Raw genomic sequence first — 19451 nt, 5'->3', positions numbered from 1 at the left:
ATATGTTATTATAGCTTGCTATGACTGGTGTCATAGTTTTAATAAGGAAATCATGTGTAAAAATATATTGAGTCAGTCATAAAAAAATGTTATAGTAGATGCTATGTCACGCGAACGCTTTAACGCAATAAAGCTTTGTAAAATATAAAGGATGTAAAAATAATGAATAAACAATCACAATGGAAATCCTCGACAGGATTTATTTTAGCAAGTGCTGGCTCTGCTATCGGACTAGGAGCTATGTGGAAATTCCCATATATGGCTGGCATATATGGTGGTGGTGCGTTTTTACTAATGTTTCTAGTATTTACGATATTTGTAGGATTGCCACTACTTATAATGGAATTTACTGTAGGTAAAATGGGGAGAACCTACACAACTAAAATATATGAAAAATTAACGAAAAAGCGTTGGCTTAATGTCATTGGCTGGAACGGTAATTTAGCAGTATTTATATTATTTGGTTTTTATAGTGTCATTGGTGGCTGGATCGTTATATATATCATCAATGTAGCGTTTCAAATATTAACTTTTAGTAATGATCAATTAGGAAGTATAGCATTTGAGACGATTATAGGAAATCCTTGGTTAACCATTACAGGTCAAGGTATCTTCATTTTATTAACAATGATTATTGTTATGATGGGTGTCGAAAAAGGCTTAGAGAAAGCATCTAAATTTATGATGCCATTACTGTTTATCTTTTTAATTGTGATTGTGATTAAATCATTTTCTTTAGAGGGTTCAATGGAAGGCTTGAAGTTTATCTTAGAACCACGTTTAGAAGATATATCCATGGAAGGTGTCTTATTTGCACTTGGACAATCATTCTTCACTTTATCTTTAGGAACAACGGGCATGATTACTTATGCCAGTTATGCTTCGAAAGAAATGACTATTAAGACTTCTGCAGTTTCAATTGTTGCTATGAACATTTTGGTGTCGGTATTAGCAGGAATGGCGATATTCCCAGCAATCGCTGCATTTGGTTACAGTCCAACTGAAGGTCCTGGCTTATTATTCAAAGTATTACCCAAAGTATTTGATCAGATGGCTTTTGGACAAGGATTCTATTTAATTTTTCTAATTTTATTCTTGTTTGCAGCACTGACTTCTTCTATATCATTACTTGAATTAAACGTCTCAAACTTTACTAAAAATGATAATTCAAAACGTAAACCTGTTGCTTTTTATGCTAGTTTATTAGTGTTTATGATTAGTATACCTGCTACATTGTCATTTAGTAGTTTAAGTGGTATTCAATTTGGCGCAGGTTCAATATTTGATAATATGGATTTTTTAGTTATTAACATATTAATGCCTTTAGGTGCATTAGGGACAACGTTAGTGGTAGGACAATTGCTAAACAAAGATGATTTAAAAGCCCATTTTGGAAAAGATAAATTTAAATTATTTATGCCGTGGTATTATCTAGTGAAATTTATTTTACCGGTCATCATCGTACTAATATTTATTGCTCAATTTATCTAAAATGTACTCGTCGTTATTTGGCGAGTGCTTTTTTGATTGCGCAAAATTAAATTGCACTCTATCGTTAGCTTGATAGCAGTTATTTAGTAAAATTTAATTAAATTATTTATTAAAAGTTTTAATTTTTTAGATACGATGTATGGACTTAATGTCTTAAATTATTCTTTTGATAAATAAAAATTTTCGGAAATTATGTAAGCGTTTTCTTTTAAAGGAGTTGAGTCGTATGAAAGCTTTAATTGGTAAGTTTTTTGAACTGATACCACGTTTTATCGTTAATCTTTTCATATAGTTTTATTTGAATGTGTATAAAATCATTAACCAAGAGGTGTTGAATATGGATAAAAGACAAAACAAGTACAGTATACGTAAATTTACTTTCGGCGCTTCTTCAATTTTAATAGGTTCATTACTATTTTTAGGTGTAGGGACAGCTCAGGCTGCTGAAGAAGACCATCATACTGAAACAAAGGTACAACAATTGAATGGGAATCAATTGGGGAATGATAAACAAGAAAAATTAGTGAATGAAACATCAGCAATACCGGTTGAAAATGATCATACACAAGCGAATGATGAAAAAAATACGAATAATGCAAGCTTACATACTGAACAACAATCCGATCAAACAAAAACAATTGATAATAAAAATACAGTAGACCCGGAATATAACCAAGCAGACAAAAATAAGCTGACGGAAAATACGGATACGTTATCAACTGAGCGCCCATCTCCTAACAAAGAAGCGGCTGTCACTACAGATAAGTCAGGACTGTCGTTCGATAAATTAAATGGTGAAAAAGTGGCAACTACCAATTCAGATGACGAACGTAAAGATAATCAAGATAAATCACTAAAAGCATTAAAAGAAAGCGCAGTAGCCACACCGAAAAATCAAACTCAGCAAGCTGTTAACAAAACAGCTGAAGAACCAAATAAAACTGCTAAACAAGGACAGTATAAAAAACAAGACCCAATCATTTTGGTTCATGGCTTTAATGGTTTCACAGATGATATTAATCCATCTGTTTTATCGCATTACTGGGGTGGCGACAAATTAGATATTCGCCAAGACTTAGAAAGTAATGGATATGAAACATATGAAGCAAGTATAGGTGCATTAAGCAGTAACTATGACCGTGCTGTTGAACTTTATTAATACATAAAAGGTGGTACTGTGGACTATGGTGCAGCACATGCTGAAAAATATGGACATGACCGTTACGGAAAAACATATGAAGGTGTGTATAAAGATTGACAGCCAGGACAAAAAGTACATCTAGTAGCGCATAGTATGGGTGGACAAACGGTAAGACAATTAGAAGAACTGTTGCGTAACGGCAACAAAGAAGAAATAGAATATCAAAAAGCGCATGGTGGTGAAATTTCACCATTATATCAAGGTACGAATGACAATATGATTAATTCTATTACGACTTTAGGTACGCCACATAATGGTACAATTGCCGCAGATAAATTGGGTAATGAAGCCTTTGTAAGACAGTTGGCCCTTGATTATGCGAAATTCAAAGGTAATAAAAACTCTAAAGTAGATTTTGGATTTGGACAATGGGGACTTAAACAAAGAGAAGGCGAATCATATGTTAAATATGTACAACGTGTACAAAATAGTGCACTTTGGACAACGCAAGATAATGGTTTCTATGATTTAACACGTGAAGGCGCAGAAAAGTTAAATAAAAAAACGTCCCTAAATCCTAATATTGTATATAAAACCTATACTGGTGAATCTACAAGACCGACATTATTAGGTAAGCAAAAATCTGATATCGGCATGTTCTTCCCGTTCACTGTTACAGGTAATGTGATTGGGAAAGCAGCAGAAAAAGAATGGCGTGAAAATGATGGTCTGATTTCTACAATTTCAGCACAACATCCATTTAATCAGGCATATACAGAAGCAACAGATCAAATTCAAAAAGGTATATGGCAAGTAACACCTATCAAACATGGTTGGGATCATGTAGATTTCGTTGGCCAAGATGCAACGGATTATAGCCATCCAACAGAAGAACTACAACAGTTTTGGCATGGTTTAGCCGATGATTTAGTACGTAACGAACAATTTGATGCATAATTTGTGCGATAAATTTTGCGAAGGAGGTTATGATGATGTCAGGTGACTTATTCGATTTATTAGGTTCTTTCTTCAGAGTAATAAAATCTTTATTCTTTTAATAAAATAGTAAAATATGATATCAGTTCGCTAAGATGATTTGAACATCTAAACGTAAGTTAGCTATTCACGTAAAGCTTATTAAGTAAAATCGTATTTAAGCTATATATCACAAGCTCTTTCTTAAAGTAGGCACGCAATATGCGTAAACTTTTTAGGAAGAGCTTTTTTATGGGTGAAAGTATATTTATTAAATGATCATGCGTATAATATGTACTAATAGTTGGGAGGCGTTTCAATGATTCCATTTTCAAAAGGTGAATTAGCAGTCATAAACGATGCTATAATTGATGAAATTTATTATTGGAAGTATGAAGAAAAGCTACAAGCAGCTAAAAAATGGAATGGACCGTATATTAATGAACCCAAAATAGATAAATCTACATTTTTTGAGCGAACGAAACAAGGGCGTTACATTTATCCAAGTGTAGAAAGTACGTTAGCTATTATGGCTGATGGTCAATTTATAGGTACAGTTGGATCGTACTGGGTGGATAAAAATACAAATTGGTTAGAAATAGGTATTGTCATCTATGATACAAAGTTTTGGGAAAGTGGTATTGGTTCTGAAGTATTTAAATTGTGGGTAGATTATTTATTTGAACAGAACTTTGTACATCGACTTGGTATTTCCACTTGGTCTGGTAATAAACGGATGATAAAACTTGCAATGAGGGTAGGTATGAAAGAAGAAGCTTGTATTCGCCAAGCAAGAATTGTAGAAGGCCAATTATATGATGCGATTAAAATGGGCATACTGCGTGAAGAATGGGCAAACGTAAATGATTAACATGGAAAAGGTTAAAAAGGAGTCAGCGCTTGCACCTATGCTCTAATAAAAAAGGGGCTTGAGACAACTATTTATGTCCCAAACCCATCAAATAATTTTTAAAAATTATTTACCTGTGAATAAACCAACGATTTTTTTGATGATATCAATGATAAAGCTCATGTAACTCACCTCGCTTTGTTTTGTTACCCTTACTTTAATATAATTGCGCTCAATTGTGTTGAGTAATACCTAAGTAGTAAAAAAGCATTCACAAATGGTATAGCGAGGAAAAATAAAAACAATTGCGCATGCTAAAGTGTCTTGAATGGAATTGTTTTATTTTTGAGCAAAATGAATAGACCGAAACTTCATTAGAAGTTTCGGTCTATTCATTCATATACACAGCAGTTAGCTGTTTTTTTAAATGTAAAACACAAGTTCATGAAATAGATTGCTAGTATAACTAGAACATGATATTAAAATCGTTTAGTCATGTTTCAAATGTGATTCTAGTGCTAGAAATAACTATTAATAACAAGCGACATTACGCTGCTACTTGCCTATAAAGAAAATTTAGTCTGTGATAGCTCCTTTTGAAGCGGATGACACAAGCTTAGCATACTTAGCTAGCGTACCTCGATTGGCTTTTAAAGGTGGTGCTTGCCATTGTTTGTTACGACGCTCAAGTTCTTCGTCTGATACATCAAAACTAATTTCAAGTTTTTCTGCGTCAATGGTAATCGTGTCGTTTTCTTCTAATAATGCCATCGGACCGCCAACTTGTGATTCTGGCGCTGCGTGTCCGATAACAAGACCATGAGAACCGCCAGAGAAACGGCCATCTGTGAGTAACGCTACAGATTCACCTAATCCCTTACCAACAAGAATGGATGATGCAGATAGCATTTCAGGCATGCCAGGTGCACCTTTAGGGCCAGCATATCGAATAACGACCACGTCACCTGGTTTGATTTCGTCATTTAAGATGGCTTTGGTAGCCTTAGATTCGGAATCAAATACGCGTGCGGGTCCTTTGATATAAGTTACGCTCAGACCTGAGATTTTTGCAACGGCGCCTTCTGGGGCAAGATTTCCTTTCAAGATAACAAGCGGTCCAGTAGCATGTTTTGGATTGTCAAAATCAATGATAGATTTATTATCGGTTAGGTCAGGTTGTTGTTCAAGGTTTTCAGCAACAGTCTTGCCAGTTACGGTCAAGCAATCTCCATGGATTAAGCCTTTGTCATGTAATAATTTCATAACTGCTGGAATACCACCGACTTCATCAAGATGTGCCATGACATATTTACCACTTGGTCTCAAGTCAGCGATATGTGGGACACGCTTACGAATTTTTTCGAAATCATCAAGTGTTAAATCGACTTCGATTGTATGTGCAATAGCAAGTAAATGTAAAATTGCATTGGTAGATCCTCCAAGTGCCATGACTACAGTAATTGCATTTTCAAATGCTTCTTTAGTCATAATATCTTTTGGATAGATGCCTTTTTCTAATAGTTTATAAACGGCTTTACCTGCTGCTCTGCTGTCTTTGGATTTATTTGTAGAAACTGCTGGATGCGAAGCACTTCCTGGTAAACTCATGCCCATGGCCTCAATAGCAGATGACATCGTATTGGCAGTGAACATACCACCACAAGCACCGGCCCCTGGACAAGCGGCACATTCTACTTTGTGAAGTGCCTCTTTATCTATTTCGCCATTATTATACTGTCCGACGCCTTCAAAGGCAGAAACAGCATCTAAATCTTTACCATCCAATTTCCCAGGCAATATTGTGCCGCCATAAACAAAGACAGCTGGTAAATTAAGACGAGCGATACCAATCATACATCCCGGCATGTTTTTGTCACAACCACCAATAGCGACAAGTGCATCTAAATTTTCAGCACTGACAACTGATTCTATAGAATCCGCGATAATTTCACGACTTGGTAAAGAGAAGCGCATACCGTCTGTTCCCATTGAAATACCATCTGATACTGTAATGGTATTGAAAATAAGTGGCGAAGCACCTGCCTCACTAATGCCTTGTTTTGAAGCACGAGCTAAACCATCAATATGCATATTACATGGCGTGACTTCACTCCAAGTACTTGCAACACCAATCATTGGTTTTTGAAAATCTTCATCTTCAAAGCCGAGTGCCCGTAAATAAGCTCGATTGGGTGTACGACTGACACCTTCACTAATTACTTTGCTGCGAATACGTAAATCTTTTTGTTGTTCGCTGTGTTCTTTAGTCAAATAATTACCCCCATTAAAATAGTTTGATAGATATTGAAATATGAATTTAAAAGTTTGAAAAATCAGAAAAATTGAATTGTTAAGCTATAACAACTTTAAAAACATCGAATATACACCGTATCTATTTATTAGTCTAGTGTCAAATCTATCAATACATATATGTATTGTCTTACCCGTTTTTGTTATTTGCAAATAACAAAATTGAAAAAAATCGATAAATGTGTAATGTAGATAAATTGTATTAGTCTAGCAAAATTTATTAAAATGAATTGTATTAGGGAGTATTTTAAATTTAAAAAGGGTGAAGACAATGACCGATTTTAAACCATTAGAAGATTACTTAAATATTAATACAGAAAATTATCGTGACAATGATTTAACAACACTACATCATTATATATATCAATATGTTATTAATGTACCTTTTGAAAATATCAATGTGCAAAATAAACAACCGATTGCTTTAGACGATGAGGCGATGATTTATAAAATTGTTTCAGAGCACAGAGGTGGTTATTGTTACGAACAGAATCGTTTGTTCCATAGTTGGATAACGTCCAAAGGGTTTGATGCTTATATGATATCAGCAACAATCAATACGGGTAATGGGTGGGCCATGGCCGGTTCTCATATGGCATTAATTGTACAAATAAATCAAGAAAAATATTTAGTAGATGTGGGTTATGCCGATGTACCTAAACAAGCGATGCCATTAAAAAATGAACCGGAAGTGATTGAGGATGTGAATGGATATTTTCAAGCGTCGTGGATTGATACGCAAACGATTGATATGAGCAAATATAAAGATGAGGCTTGGGAAATTCAATATCGCGCGATTGACAAAGCGCAAGCAATCATGGATTTCGATGAAGCGATTCATTTTAATCAGTATGATGCGCATTCTATATTTGTAAAAAAATTAATTGTTAGTAAAGCAAAGTTGTATGGACGCGTAACATTATCTAATAATCATTTAACGATTACGGATCATGGTGAAAAAGAAAAAATTCCTGTAACACAAAGTAATTATCAGACACTATTAAAAGCATATTTTGGTATAGAAAATATAAAATTACGACCTTTTGAATAAATCTTTGTTGTTTGCGGTTTAATTTGAACGCAACCGAGTTGTTCTCTTTTGTAATGATAATGTCATATAATTAATATACTCATTTACAGGTCGAGGGTGTATAATAAACAGGTGAGTATAGAGATGAAGCGAAAAAAGAGAATATTTGGGAGGTTTACATAAATTGCGTAAAAAAATTATTGCAACTGTAATCGGGACAAGCGCATTAGCTGCAGTTACTTGGACAAACGCAGATGCTGCAACAACTTATAAAGTTAAGAGCGGCGATTCATTATGGTCAATAGCGAATAAATATAATATGTCAGTGGCTAAGTTAAAGTCGCTTAATAATTTAACGTCAAACGTTATTTTTCCGAATCAATCGTTGAAAGTATCTGGTTCAACAAGTTCTAGTACATCGTCAAATACATCTACGGGATCAACATACACGGTTAAATCGGGTGACACTTTATCAGGGATTGCTGCAAAATATGGCACAACGTATCAAAAAATTATGAGCCTAAATGGTTTATCAAATTTTAATATTTATCCGGGACAAAAATTAAAAGTATCAGGTGCAGCGTCTTCAAGTAGCTCAAGTACTTCAGGGAACACAAGTAGTGGCAGCACAACAACCTATACAGTTAAATCGGGTGACTCATTATCAGCGATTGCTGCAAAATATGGCACAACGTATCAAAAAATCATGAGTTTAAATGGTTTAACTAACTTTAATATTTATCCAGGTCAAAAATTAAAAGTATCAGGTAAAGCATCTACAGGTGGTTCAGGATCAAGTTCTACTGGATCTGCTGGGTATAAGACACCTGTCTTTAATCATTCAAATTTATATGACTGGGGTCAATGTACGTGGCATGTATTCAATAAACGTGCCCAAATTGGTAAAGGAATTAGTACATATTGGTGGAATGCCAATAACTGGGATACAGCTGCTGCAGCGGATGGTTATACAATAGACCGCAAAGCGACTGTTGGTTCTATCTTACAATCTGATATGGGCTATTATGGTCATGTAGCGTTTGTAGAATCTGTAAATGCTAACGGTAGTATAACGATTTCTGAAATGAACTATAGTGCATCACCAGGTATTGTGACTTATAGAACAATTCCTGCTTCACAAGTAAGTTCTTATGTATATATTCATTAATAATAAATTAAAAAAAAGACTCGAAGCATAGTATGGATGTCCATATTGTGATTCGAGTTTTTTTAAATAGAACTTGGGTTGGTTTGTTGGTGACTAGATACTTACTTCACCTTTACGAACAGTTTTTAAGCGTTTTACTGTTGAAAATAGTGTGCTCGCAAGTGTGAAAGTTGAAAATACTTTTGCGAATTTACGTGGTGATTTTAAAGCTGTATAAAAATCTAACACAGCGCCAACACTAGTGATGGCAATGCTTGCGTAAATTAATTTTTTATTTCTTGATTGATAGGCATACCAATTAAAACCTTCTACAGCAATGCCTACAAAATTAAGTGTGTTAGAAATGCGATTTATTTTAGTTTTTTTAGCCATTTATCGTAAAGCCTCCATTTTTGAAAATAGTTATCTTGTTTCGTATTATACCATTAATATACATTCAATTAAGATTGTCTGAAATTTAATGTGTATGGATAATAAAATATGATAACATAAGCGTTGATAGTATAAAACCAGTTTGATTCATTAATATAAAGTTAGTATGGAACGGAAATTGATGCTGTGGGGTGTTGAGTAATGATTAAATGTGTGTGTTTAGTAATTGAAGAACAAGAGAAATTATTGCTTGTTCAGTCAAGGAATAGAGAAAAGTATTATTTTCCAGGCGGCAAGATTGATATAGGAGAGACGTATAAACAAGCGTTACAAAGAGAATTAAATGAAGAACTACAATTAGATATACCTGAGTCATCTTTAATTTATATGCATACCGTTGTTGGCGAAGCCTACCCACAAAAAAATATGAAAACAGAACTCAATTGTTTTTATACGACGGCAGATATAGATTGGTCTACCTTGGTACCAAGTCAAGAAATCACTGATTTACAATGGATAGATAAAAAGGATGAACATAAAATTGCGCCTGCCGTTATTACATGGATAGAAGAACAGCAACATTTTAAAAATATAGAACGAGAGATATCTTTCGTTGAGCTTGTTCCCTATACTGAGAAATTAATAAGTGATGTGAAGCATATAGCGTTAGATATTTCCGATCGTCAATTCACTAAGACACCTGTTGAAAATATCAAACTCGCAGCGCATGATAGTGAAAGGCATCCTACGCTAATTTATAATCATAAGCACCAATGTGTTGGCTTTTTTACTTTACATGAGGGGCAAGGCGTGGCACCATATACTACAAATAAAGTCGCAATATTTTTTAGGTCATTTAGCATTGATAAAAACCAACGTGGGAAAGGTTACGCTAAAAAAGTAATGGATGCACTGCCAGGCTACTTGAGTAAACAATTTCCAGATATAGATGAAATTTATCTCACTGTTAATAATGACAATATCGTAGCACAAGCATTGTATAAACAGGCCAATTATGAAAATGCGGGAACATCTACTTTAGAAGGTCGATCTGTTTATATTTTAAGGCGGACAATTAAATAGTTATGATATGGAATGCGTTAGAAAAGGTAACATAAAGTGTTATTTTTCCTGACGCATTTTTGCTATTCATATGGAATGGGTTTATGCTCCGGTATAAAGGAGTGAGTGCTATGAATATGAATGATACATTATTTTTGTTTCTTTGTACGTTACTAGTGTGGTTAATGACACCGGGGTTAAGTTTGTTTTATGGGGGATTGGTTCAATCTAAAAACGTATTGAATACAGTCATGCAAAGTATGTCGGCAATTGTTATAGTAACGTTTGCATGGATGTTATTTGGATTTAGCTTTAGTTTTGGATCTGGGAATTCATTTTTTGGAGATTTTACATATATAGGTTTAGCTCATGTTGGTTTTAGTACACAATCAGCAATTTCACCGCATATACCTTTAGCGCTGTTTATGCTATTTCAGTTGATGTTCTGTACCATTGCAGTTTCAATTTTATCAGGATCAATAGCTGAAAAAATGAAGTTTATACCTTATTTAATTTTTGTGTTTTTATGGGTTATCTGTGTATACAGTCCTGTTGCACATTGGGTATGGGGTGGAGGTTGGATTGATCAATTAGGTGCGATTGATTATGCAGGTGGAACAGTTGTGCATATAACGTCTGGTATATCTGGTTTGGTCTTAGCAATTATGATTGGTGCAGGGAAAAACTTTGATAAAAGACCGCCACATAACCTTATTATTACACTTATTGGCGCAATTTTCGTTTGGATTGGGTGGTATGGATTTAATGTAGGGAGCGCATTGTCGTTTAATAAAATAGCGATGATTTCATTTGTGAATACGGTGCTCGCAGCGAGTGCAGGTGCCTTAGGTTGGTCAATGATAGAGTATTGCATGAAGAAAACGACGAGTTTGATAGGTATGTTGTCGGGCATGCTTGCAGGATTAGTTGCTATTACACCAGCTGCCGGTTTCGTAGGATATATGAGTGCTGTGGTGATTGCGCTTATAGGCGGTGTGTGTTGTTACTTCGTCATTAATTACATTAAAGGGAAATTACATTATAATGATGCCTTAGATGCATTTGGCATACACGGTGTAGGGGGGGTGGTCGGTGCACTTTTAACTGGTGTATTTCAGTCACATCATATTAATGGCGATGTGGTAAATGGGCTTTTATTAGGCGGAGGTATGATGCCCGTAATCAATCAGTTGATAGCTGTAGCTATTACCATTGTATTTAGTGGGATCATGACTTTTATTATTGCGAAAGTGATTGCCCAATTTAGTGAACTAGGGACAGATACAGAAGAAGAGGCACAAGGCTTGGATTATGTTGTACATGGGGAGCGCGCTTATTTTAGTGGCGAATTAAATAAATTAAATAGACGTAAATAAATATAAAAAACCAGTCTGAAACAATCGTTGATGTTTCAGACTGGTTTTTAGTTAGTTATGAGATGGCAGCACTGAACATACAATTTATGACATCTATGATTACATCCACAGCGCAACATAATATGAGGTAGGATGATGCTTTGAAACAATACAAAGAAGAACTGTGGATACGCTGTCCTTAAAATTAACGATGGGTGTCTGGTGCTTTTTGATTTTTGATTAATAATGCTGTTAACCATGCAGTAATTGGGATGCTTATAGCAACTGCGATACCGCCAAGAATAATAGAAATGAATTCTTGTGCGAAAATTTTAGAATTTATAATGTGCCCAAAGGAATAGTTAAGCTTGAAAAACCAGAAAAACAATGTCAATTGACCACCGAAATAAGCGAGATATATCGTATTGGCTGATGTTGCTAATATTTCACGACCGACCCGCATACCTGAATGAAATAATTCTTTTTGTGTTAAATTAGGATTTGTTTCGCTTAATTCATACATTGGAGAACTGATTGTAATAGCTAAATCAATAACAGCGGCGATCACGGCAAGTACGATGGTAAATACCATAAATTTCACCATATCTATACCGATATTCATAGAAAAGATATAAGTTTCGTCCTGTTGTTCGGTTGTAAACCCTTGTAAATGTCCGATTGAAACGGATAAATATATAGCTGCGATTAATATGACTGTCGTAACGATTGTAGCGTAAAATGCAGCTTTTGTTTTTGTATTATAGCTATTTAGTACAAACAAATTACAGGCTGCAATAACAATGCAGAATATAAGTGTAACTAGATAAATAGGCACACCGAATATGATGAGTATAATTGAAATAAATAAAATGACAAAATTTAAAAACAGTGTCAGATAAGAAATCAATCCCTTTTTCCCACCAAAGATCAACATTAATATAAATAATATGAGACCTAATAATGTTATCGCACTCATGATTTAACACCTCGCAATTTAAACCAAACTTGCATCAATAGAATGGTGATGGGAATTGTTAAGACAATGCCAATACCACCCGTGATTGCCCGGGAAATTTCCAATGACCAATTCATAGAAATTGTATACGTAATGGTGTTTGCATTTTTTAAGTAAATTAGGAGCATAGGCAAACTTCCGGATAAATATGAAAATAGTAATATATTTGTCATTGTTCCCATAATGTCTTGTCCGATGTTACATCCTGCAAGTGCCCAACGTCTCATACTGATATCAGGTGTACGACGTAGAATTTCAGCCATACCACTGGCAATTGTAATAGCAACATCCATGACAGCGCCTAGTGAACCAATCATGACAGAAGCTAAGAATACTTCCTTTGGTGGCAAGGTTAGAAAACTCATAGTTTCGAATTTTAAACCAGAGCCATCAGTTATTTGAATGATGCATTGCGTAATACCTACGCATAAGAATGTGCCAAGTAAAGTGCTGATAATGGTGATGAGTGTCCGCCATTGCCAGCCTGTGACGAGGACTAGCGTTAATGTCGTAGAAATGAAGATGGCGATGCTCATTAGGCCGAACAGACTGATATTTGGCGATTGATTATGAATATAAATCGCTAATAATACAATACATGTATTGAGCGCAAGAGATAGAATCGATTGTAAACCTATTTTTTTACCTACTAGTAACACGGTTAATAAAAATATACCAGTTATCGCAACGACTAAACTATCGCGTTTCTTTTCCGTTATATAGGCGGTGCTGAGATTTTTGTCAACGTGCAATAAGACTTTATCATTTTTTGAAAATGCTTCACTGTCTGCTTGTGACTCGGTATATTCATGTGTGATTGTAGTTGTTTTACCTTCGAATTTACCATTTAAAATATGAATATGTAATGTTTCTTTATGCTTAGTATCTTTGTTGTGATGTTCATCTGACACTTGTGTTGATTGAGTATTGTTTATTTGTGTAATTTGCCCAATCGGTGTGTCATAAAACTTAGCATTAAAAAAAGTGAATATGAATAATCCAACAAAAATAATGCAAAAGGTAAGTACAACCCAATTGAAGGGGCGTGTTAATAATGTTTTAACAGACTTCAAATAAATTCAGTCCTCTCTTTATAGACAATGCGATTATACGCGCATCGAGAACTGAATTCAAAGATTTATGAAAAGTATTTAATGATATGTGGCGCTACGACTTAATAACTGGTCAATCGTAGATAACATGAGTTGAATATCATTTTTTCTATTATCACGACGAATGATGCTACATATGGTCCGTTTTAACTCTGTGTGTTCTAATGAGATATCTATCCATTTTTGGGGATTTTTATCTAAGAGTTGATAAGATGGTGCGATGATATAGCCTCGACCTTTATTTAATAAGTATTGAGCTAACTGTGTACTAGTTACAGTGCGAATAGGCGTTTCTACGACATTAGCTAATGTTTGTTTGATGTGCGGTGGCAAAGCATAGAGTTCATAAATCGATTTGTTTGAAAATTGTATTAAAGGTGGATTCGTTGCCATAGTAATTGGATCATCTTTAGGGACGTAGATATGAAAATTTTCTTCAAATAACGGATTTATTTTTAATGATGTATTTTGTTTGATTTTTTGTGTTAAATCCATAAAGGCGATATCGATTTGGTTTGTAATCAGAGCGTTCAATATTTCGCTTTCTTTCATTAGAATAGGTTCAATAATAGAATCACTGTTGTTTTCAAATGCTTGTATCAATAAAGTGAGTACTTGAGAAATATAACATTCAACATAGCCGATTCTTATAATGAAGTGATTTGACTCTGATTGATTGTGGAACAGACGGATTGTTTCATCAAGTTGGTCGATAATTTTGGTTGCTTCAGAGAAAAACTGTTTTCCTTCATCTGTTAAATAAATATTTCGACCTTCTCTTTTGAATAGGGTAACTTGGAGTTCATTTTCAAGATGAGCAATTTGGCGACTGATTGCTGATTGTGCAATATTTAATTCTAATGCTGCTTCTGATAAATGTTCTCTTTTTGCAACTTCTATAAAATATTTCAATTGTTTAATTTCCATGTATAACCCTCTTTTCAACAATCGTTCTAATAATTAGAATGATATCATCTATTTTATATATTGAACAGATTAATCAACTGCTATATAGTTTACTTACTTATTTAATTTTCAGAATTTTCGTAAAAGAGGTGAAGATCATGGTCGAGTATAAAGAGAAATTGGGGTTATATGATAGTCGCGAGGAACATGACGCTTGTGGTATAGGATTTTACGCCAATATGGATAATAAAAGAAGTCATGATATCGTGGAAAAATCATTAGAAATGTTACGTAGATTAGATCATCGTGGTGGTATAGGTGCTGATGGTGTCACAGGTGATGGTGCAGGCATCATGACCGAAGTACCATATGCATATTTTTCACGACACCTTGATTTTGATATACCTGAAGAAGGTCAATATGCAGTAGGTATGTTTTTTACAAACGAAAAAATTAAAGGTTCTCAACATGAAGCGCAGTTTAACGCGCATTTTGAAGCGGAAGGTCTAACTGTGCTTGGCTATAGAGAAGTGCCTGTAGATATTAACGCGATTGCAGCACATGTAGCAGAAACAATGCCGTATATTCAGCAAGTATTTGTTGCGTTAAATGATACTTCACATATAGAGCGCACATTATTTTTAGCGAGAAAACAAATTGAAAATTACGCAAATCAACAACAATTGGATTTGTATTTCACGAGTTTATCGCATAGAACAATTGTATATAAAGGTTGGTTGCGTTCAGATCAAATTAACGCATTATATGAAGATTTGAATCATGAAGATTTCGTGTCAAAACTAGGTCTGGTTCATTCTCGTTTTAGTACAAATACTTTCCCGAGTTGGAAACGTGCACATCCTAATCGATTGTTAATGCATAACGGTGAAATTAATACAATTAAAGGTAATGTAAACTGGATGCGTGCAAGACAGAATGAGCTTATAGCTACCATTTTTGGTGAAGATAAGGATAAAGTCAAAGATATTGTAGATGAAGATGGTAGTGATTCTGCAATTGTTGATAATGCATTAGAATTTTTATCTTTAGCTATGGAACCAGAGCGAGCGGCAATGCTGATGATTCCAGAACCTTGGTTATACAATAAAGCAAACAACGCTAATGTACGTGCGTTTTATGAATTCTATAGTTATTTGATGGAACCATGGGATGGACCGACGATGATTTCATTCTGTAACGGCGATAAGATTGGTGCGCTAACAGATAGAAATGGTTTGAGACCAGGTCGCTATACCATTACTAAAGATAATTATATTGTCTTTTCATCAGAAGTAGGTGTAGTAGATGTACCAGAAGACAATGTTGCATTTAAAGGCCAATTAAACCCAGGAAAATTACTATTAGTTGATTTTAATGCACATAAAGTGGTTGAAAATAATGAATTAAAAGCACGTATTGCAGATGAACATCCATATGAGAGTTGGTTGAGTCAATTTAAAGTTGATTTGAATTTAGAGCATGTGTCTTATCAACCATCTTCTTGGAATGAAGCAACATTAACACGTATGCAAAAACAATTTGTCTATACCAAAGAAGAAATAGATAAATATCTTACAGAATTGGTTGAAAGTAAGAAAGATCCTATTGGTGCGATGGGTTATGATGTGCCGATAGCAGCATTAAATGAACAGGATGAATCACTCTTTAATTATTTCAAACAATTATTTGCACAAGTTACTAATCCTCCTATTGATGCTTATCGTGAAAAGATTGTAACGAGTGAGTTGTCTTATTTAGGTAGCGAGGGGAATTTGTTACAACCGAGTGAAGATGCGTTAAATCGTATTCAATTAAAACGCCCTGTCATGACGGAAGCGCAGTTAAATGTCATTGAAGAAAGCCGATTTAATGTCGCGCGTTTATCAACGGTATATCATGATGATTTAGAAGACGCGCTAGATGTACTTGGTAATAAAGCTATTCAAGCAGTAAAACGTGGAGAAGAAATTTTAGTTCTCGATGATAGTGTTTTAGTTTCAGAAAAAGGTTACGCGATGCCGATATTATTAGCTGTGAGCCATGTTCACCAATTGTTGATCAAAGAAGGATTGCGTATGCGAACAAGTATTGTTGCTTTGTCGGGCGAAGCAAGAGAGGTTCATCACATTGCTTGTTTGCTAGGTTATGGTGCTAATGCGGTTGTGCCATATTTAGCGCAACGAACAATTGAAGAATTAGTGCAAAATGAACGTTTAGAAGGGGATATTTCTGAAAATGTTCAAACTTATACAGATACATTGTCTGAAGGTGTAATTAAAGTAATGGCTAAAATGGGTATTTCAACAGTTCAAAGTTATCAAGGGGCACAAATCTTTGAAGCAGTTGGATTATCAGATGAGGTTGTTGAAAGATATTTCACTGGAACGCAAACAAAATTATCTGGCATATCACTTGAGATGATTGATAAAGAGAATAAATCTAGACAGACACCAAAAAGTGAGTACATTGAATCGGGGAGTACATTCCAATGGCGTAAGCAAGGTCAACGCCATGCTTTTAACCCTACATCTATTCATTTATTGCAACATGCGTGTCGATTGAATGATTATGAAAAATTCAAAGCATTTTCAAACGAAGTTAATCATAAGCGTACGGATCATATTCGTCACTTGATGACATTTAAATCATCGCAAACACCAATCGATATCAGTGAAGTAGAACCTGCAAGTGCAATTGTTCAACGTTTTAATACAGGTGCAATGAGCTATGGTTCTATTTCTGAAGAAGCCCACCAAACATTAGCAGAAGCAATGAATCAAATGGGTGGTAAAAGTAATAGCGGTGAAGGCGGAGAAAATCCAGAGCGCTTTATAGTTGATGAAGAAGGACGTAATCGTTCAAGTGCGATTAAACAAGTGGCATCCGGTCGTTTTGGTGTGACAAGTGACTACTTGCAACACGCAAAAGAAATACAAATTAAAGTTGCGCAAGGCGCTAAACCAGGGGAAGGCGGACAATTACCAGGAACCAAAGTATATCCATGGATAGCTGAAGTAAGGGGCTCAACACCAGGTATTGGCTTGATATCACCACCGCCGCATCATGATATTTATTCGATAGAAGACTTAGCACAGTTAATACACGATTTAAAAAATGCCAATAAAGATGCCAATATAACAGTTAAGCTCGTATCTAAAACAGGTGTTGGTACCATTGCAGCGGGCGTAGCAAAAGCCTATGCCGATAAAATTGTTATTAGTGGTTACGATGGTGGTACAGGGGCATCACCGAAGACGAGTATTCAACATGCAGGCGTGCCATGGGAGATTGGATTAGCTGAAACGCATCAAACATTGATGATGAATGACTTGAGATCACGTGTGAAGGTAGAAACAGATGGTAAGTTACTCACTGGCAAAGACGTAGCCTACGCTTGTGCGTTAGGCGCTGAAGAATTTGGCTTTGCGACTGCACCATTGGTTGTTTTAGGATGCATCATGATGCGTGTTTGTCATAAAGATACATGTCCGGTTGGTATTGCAACACAAAATAAAGACCTACGCGCACTATTTAATGGTAGAGCGGATCACGTTGTGAATTTTATGCATTTTGTTGCTGAAGAATTGAGAGAGATTCTTGCGGAACTAGGATTGAGAACAGTGGATGAATTAGTAGGTAGAACGGATTTGTTAACGCGTAAAACCAATCTTGCAACGCGTCAACCTAAAGCTGCATCTATGAATGTTGAAGCATTATTGTATCAACATGATGGAGATAGATATAAGAAGATTGAACAAAATCATCATTTAGATATAGGATTTGACTTAACTGAATTGTATCCTGATGCACAAACAGCGATAAGATCTGGCCAATCATTCGAAGGTCAATATCGCTTAAACAATGAACAGCGTGATGTGGGTGTTATTACTGGCAGTATGATTACAAGAGCGCATGGAGCAGAAGGATTGAGTGAAGACACGATATATGCACAAACGACGGGTCATGCAGGTCAAAGTTTAGCTGCGTATACACCAAGCGGACTGACAATTCATCATACAGGTGATGCTAATGACTATGTTGGAAAAGGCTTATCGGGCGGAAAAGTAATTGTTAAAGCACCTAATCAACAACGTGAAAATGAAATTATCGTAGGTAATGTTTGTTTTTATGGCGCATCTCACGGTAAAGCTTTTATTAATGGTAAAGCTGGCGAGCGTTTCTGTATTCGTAATAGTGGTGTCCAAGCCGTCGTGGAAGGTATCGGAGATCACGGTCTTGAATACATGACTGGAGGCAGAATCATTATATTAGGAGACGTAGGTAAAAACTTTGGTCAAGGTATGAGTGGTGGCGTTAGTTATGTTTTTCCATCTGATGTAGCGCAATTTAAAGCGCAGAATCAACTTGAGAGTTTAGACTTTGATGCGATAACAGTAGATGAAGAACGCAACGTCGTCAAAGATATGTTAGAAGCACACGTTAAATATACCGACAGTACTAAAGCGAAAGAGATATTAGCAGATTTTGATCATATTGCAGATAAGGTAGTAAAAGTGATACCAAAAGATTATAAATTAATGATGCAAAAGATAGATTTGCAAAAACAACAGACGGATGCTTTGGATGAAGCTTTATTAAATGCCTTTAATGATAAGCGTACGCACTTAATGTCAGAACAACAAAAAACAGCCGTATATTAAATC

General features: G+C 35.2%; 12 protein-coding genes and 1 pseudogene. 8 read left to right on the top strand and 5 right to left on the bottom strand.

Going from position 1 to position 19451, the window contains the following annotated elements; genetic code table 11:
• The first annotated feature begins 159 nt into the window (after positions 1-159).
• The 3 genes and pseudogenes from ACM6UH_RS00130 (at position 160) to ACM6UH_RS00120 (ending at position 4478) form a co-directional block, all read left to right on the top strand.
• Positions 160-1491: a sodium-dependent transporter gene (locus ACM6UH_RS00130; protein ID WP_172439375.1), complete on the top strand. Its 1332-nt coding sequence runs from the start codon at positions 160-162 to the stop codon at positions 1489-1491.
• Positions 1492-1828: 337 nt separating this feature from the next.
• A pseudogene (lip, locus tag ACM6UH_RS00125) lies at positions 1829-3589 on the top strand (YSIRK-targeted triacylglycerol lipase).
• A 337-nt stretch (positions 3590-3926) separates the two neighbouring features.
• Positions 3927-4478 carry a GNAT family N-acetyltransferase gene (locus tag ACM6UH_RS00120; protein WP_048787243.1) on the top strand — a complete coding sequence of 184 codons (552 nt, stop codon included), beginning with the start codon at positions 3927-3929 and terminating at the stop codon, positions 4476-4478.
• A 555-nt stretch (positions 4479-5033) separates the two neighbouring features.
• Here ACM6UH_RS00120 and ilvD read toward each other — a convergent pair.
• Positions 5034-6728, bottom strand: coding sequence for a dihydroxy-acid dehydratase (gene ilvD, locus ACM6UH_RS00115; protein WP_011303894.1), 1695 nt, complete (start codon positions 6726-6728; stop codon positions 5034-5036).
• Between the two features lie 310 nt (positions 6729-7038).
• On the opposite strand from ilvD, the gene ACM6UH_RS00110 reads away from it, so the two are divergent.
• Together ACM6UH_RS00110 and ACM6UH_RS00105 are read left to right on the top strand one after the other, a co-directional pair.
• Complete coding sequence (locus ACM6UH_RS00110) at positions 7039-7818, top strand: arylamine N-acetyltransferase family protein (RefSeq protein WP_048787408.1); 780 nt, start codon at positions 7039-7041, stop codon at positions 7816-7818.
• A gap of 163 nt (positions 7819-7981) precedes the next feature.
• Positions 7982-8965: a LysM peptidoglycan-binding domain-containing protein gene (locus ACM6UH_RS00105; RefSeq protein ID WP_048787407.1), complete on the top strand. Its 984-nt coding sequence runs from the start codon at positions 7982-7984 to the stop codon at positions 8963-8965.
• 93 nt (positions 8966-9058) lie between these two features.
• Here the strand turns inward: ACM6UH_RS00105 and ACM6UH_RS00100 are convergent, their stop codons facing one another.
• Positions 9059-9337 (bottom strand): hypothetical protein, encoded by a 279-nt coding sequence (locus tag ACM6UH_RS00100; protein ID WP_048787406.1) that lies wholly within the window; start codon positions 9335-9337, stop codon positions 9059-9061.
• Positions 9338-9538: 201 nt separating this feature from the next.
• On the opposite strand from ACM6UH_RS00100, the gene ACM6UH_RS00095 reads away from it, so the two are divergent.
• Positions 9539-10420 carry a GNAT family N-acetyltransferase gene (locus ACM6UH_RS00095; RefSeq protein WP_047505343.1) on the top strand — a complete coding sequence of 294 codons (882 nt, stop codon included), beginning with the start codon at positions 9539-9541 and terminating at the stop codon, positions 10418-10420.
• A gap of 110 nt (positions 10421-10530) precedes the next feature.
• The gene (locus tag ACM6UH_RS00090; RefSeq protein ID WP_011303890.1) at positions 10531-11775 is read left to right on the top strand and encodes an ammonium transporter; all 1245 of its coding nucleotides are present in this window, start codon (positions 10531-10533) and stop codon (positions 11773-11775) included.
• Positions 11776-11959: 184 nt separating this feature from the next.
• Here ACM6UH_RS00090 and ACM6UH_RS00085 read toward each other — a convergent pair whose 3' ends face one another.
• The 3 genes from ACM6UH_RS00085 to gltC all read right to left on the bottom strand — a co-directional run bounded on the left by ACM6UH_RS00085 (position 11960) and on the right by gltC (position 14808).
• On the bottom strand, positions 11960-12730 hold the full coding sequence (locus tag ACM6UH_RS00085; protein WP_002484235.1) for a YibE/F family protein: 771 nt from the start codon (positions 12728-12730) through the stop codon (positions 11960-11962).
• A complete protein-coding gene (locus ACM6UH_RS00080) occupies positions 12727-13842 on the bottom strand; it encodes a YibE/F family protein (protein WP_047505346.1) in 1116 nt (371 codons plus the stop codon). Before ACM6UH_RS00080 ends, ACM6UH_RS00085 begins: the two co-directional genes overlap by 4 nt.
• 78 nt (positions 13843-13920) lie before the next feature.
• On the bottom strand, positions 13921-14808 hold the full coding sequence (gltC, locus tag ACM6UH_RS00075; RefSeq protein ID WP_011303888.1) for a glutamate biosynthesis transcriptional regulator GltC: 888 nt from the start codon (positions 14806-14808) through the stop codon (positions 13921-13923).
• Positions 14809-14945: 137 nt separating this feature from the next.
• On the opposite strand from gltC, the gene gltB reads away from it, so the two are divergent.
• On the top strand, positions 14946-19448 hold the full coding sequence (gene gltB / locus ACM6UH_RS00070) for a glutamate synthase large subunit (RefSeq protein WP_047505349.1): 4503 nt from the start codon (positions 14946-14948) through the stop codon (positions 19446-19448).
• Positions 19449-19451: the final 3 nt, after the last annotated feature.

The organism is Staphylococcus sp. LKG4-2, from assembly GCF_050955665.1.
In the GTDB taxonomy this organism is placed as follows: Bacteria; Bacillota; Bacilli; order Staphylococcales; family Staphylococcaceae; genus Staphylococcus; species Staphylococcus saprophyticus.
Note: the sequence above shows the minus strand (reverse complement) of the source record. Positions and strands in the feature narration are given on the sequence as shown.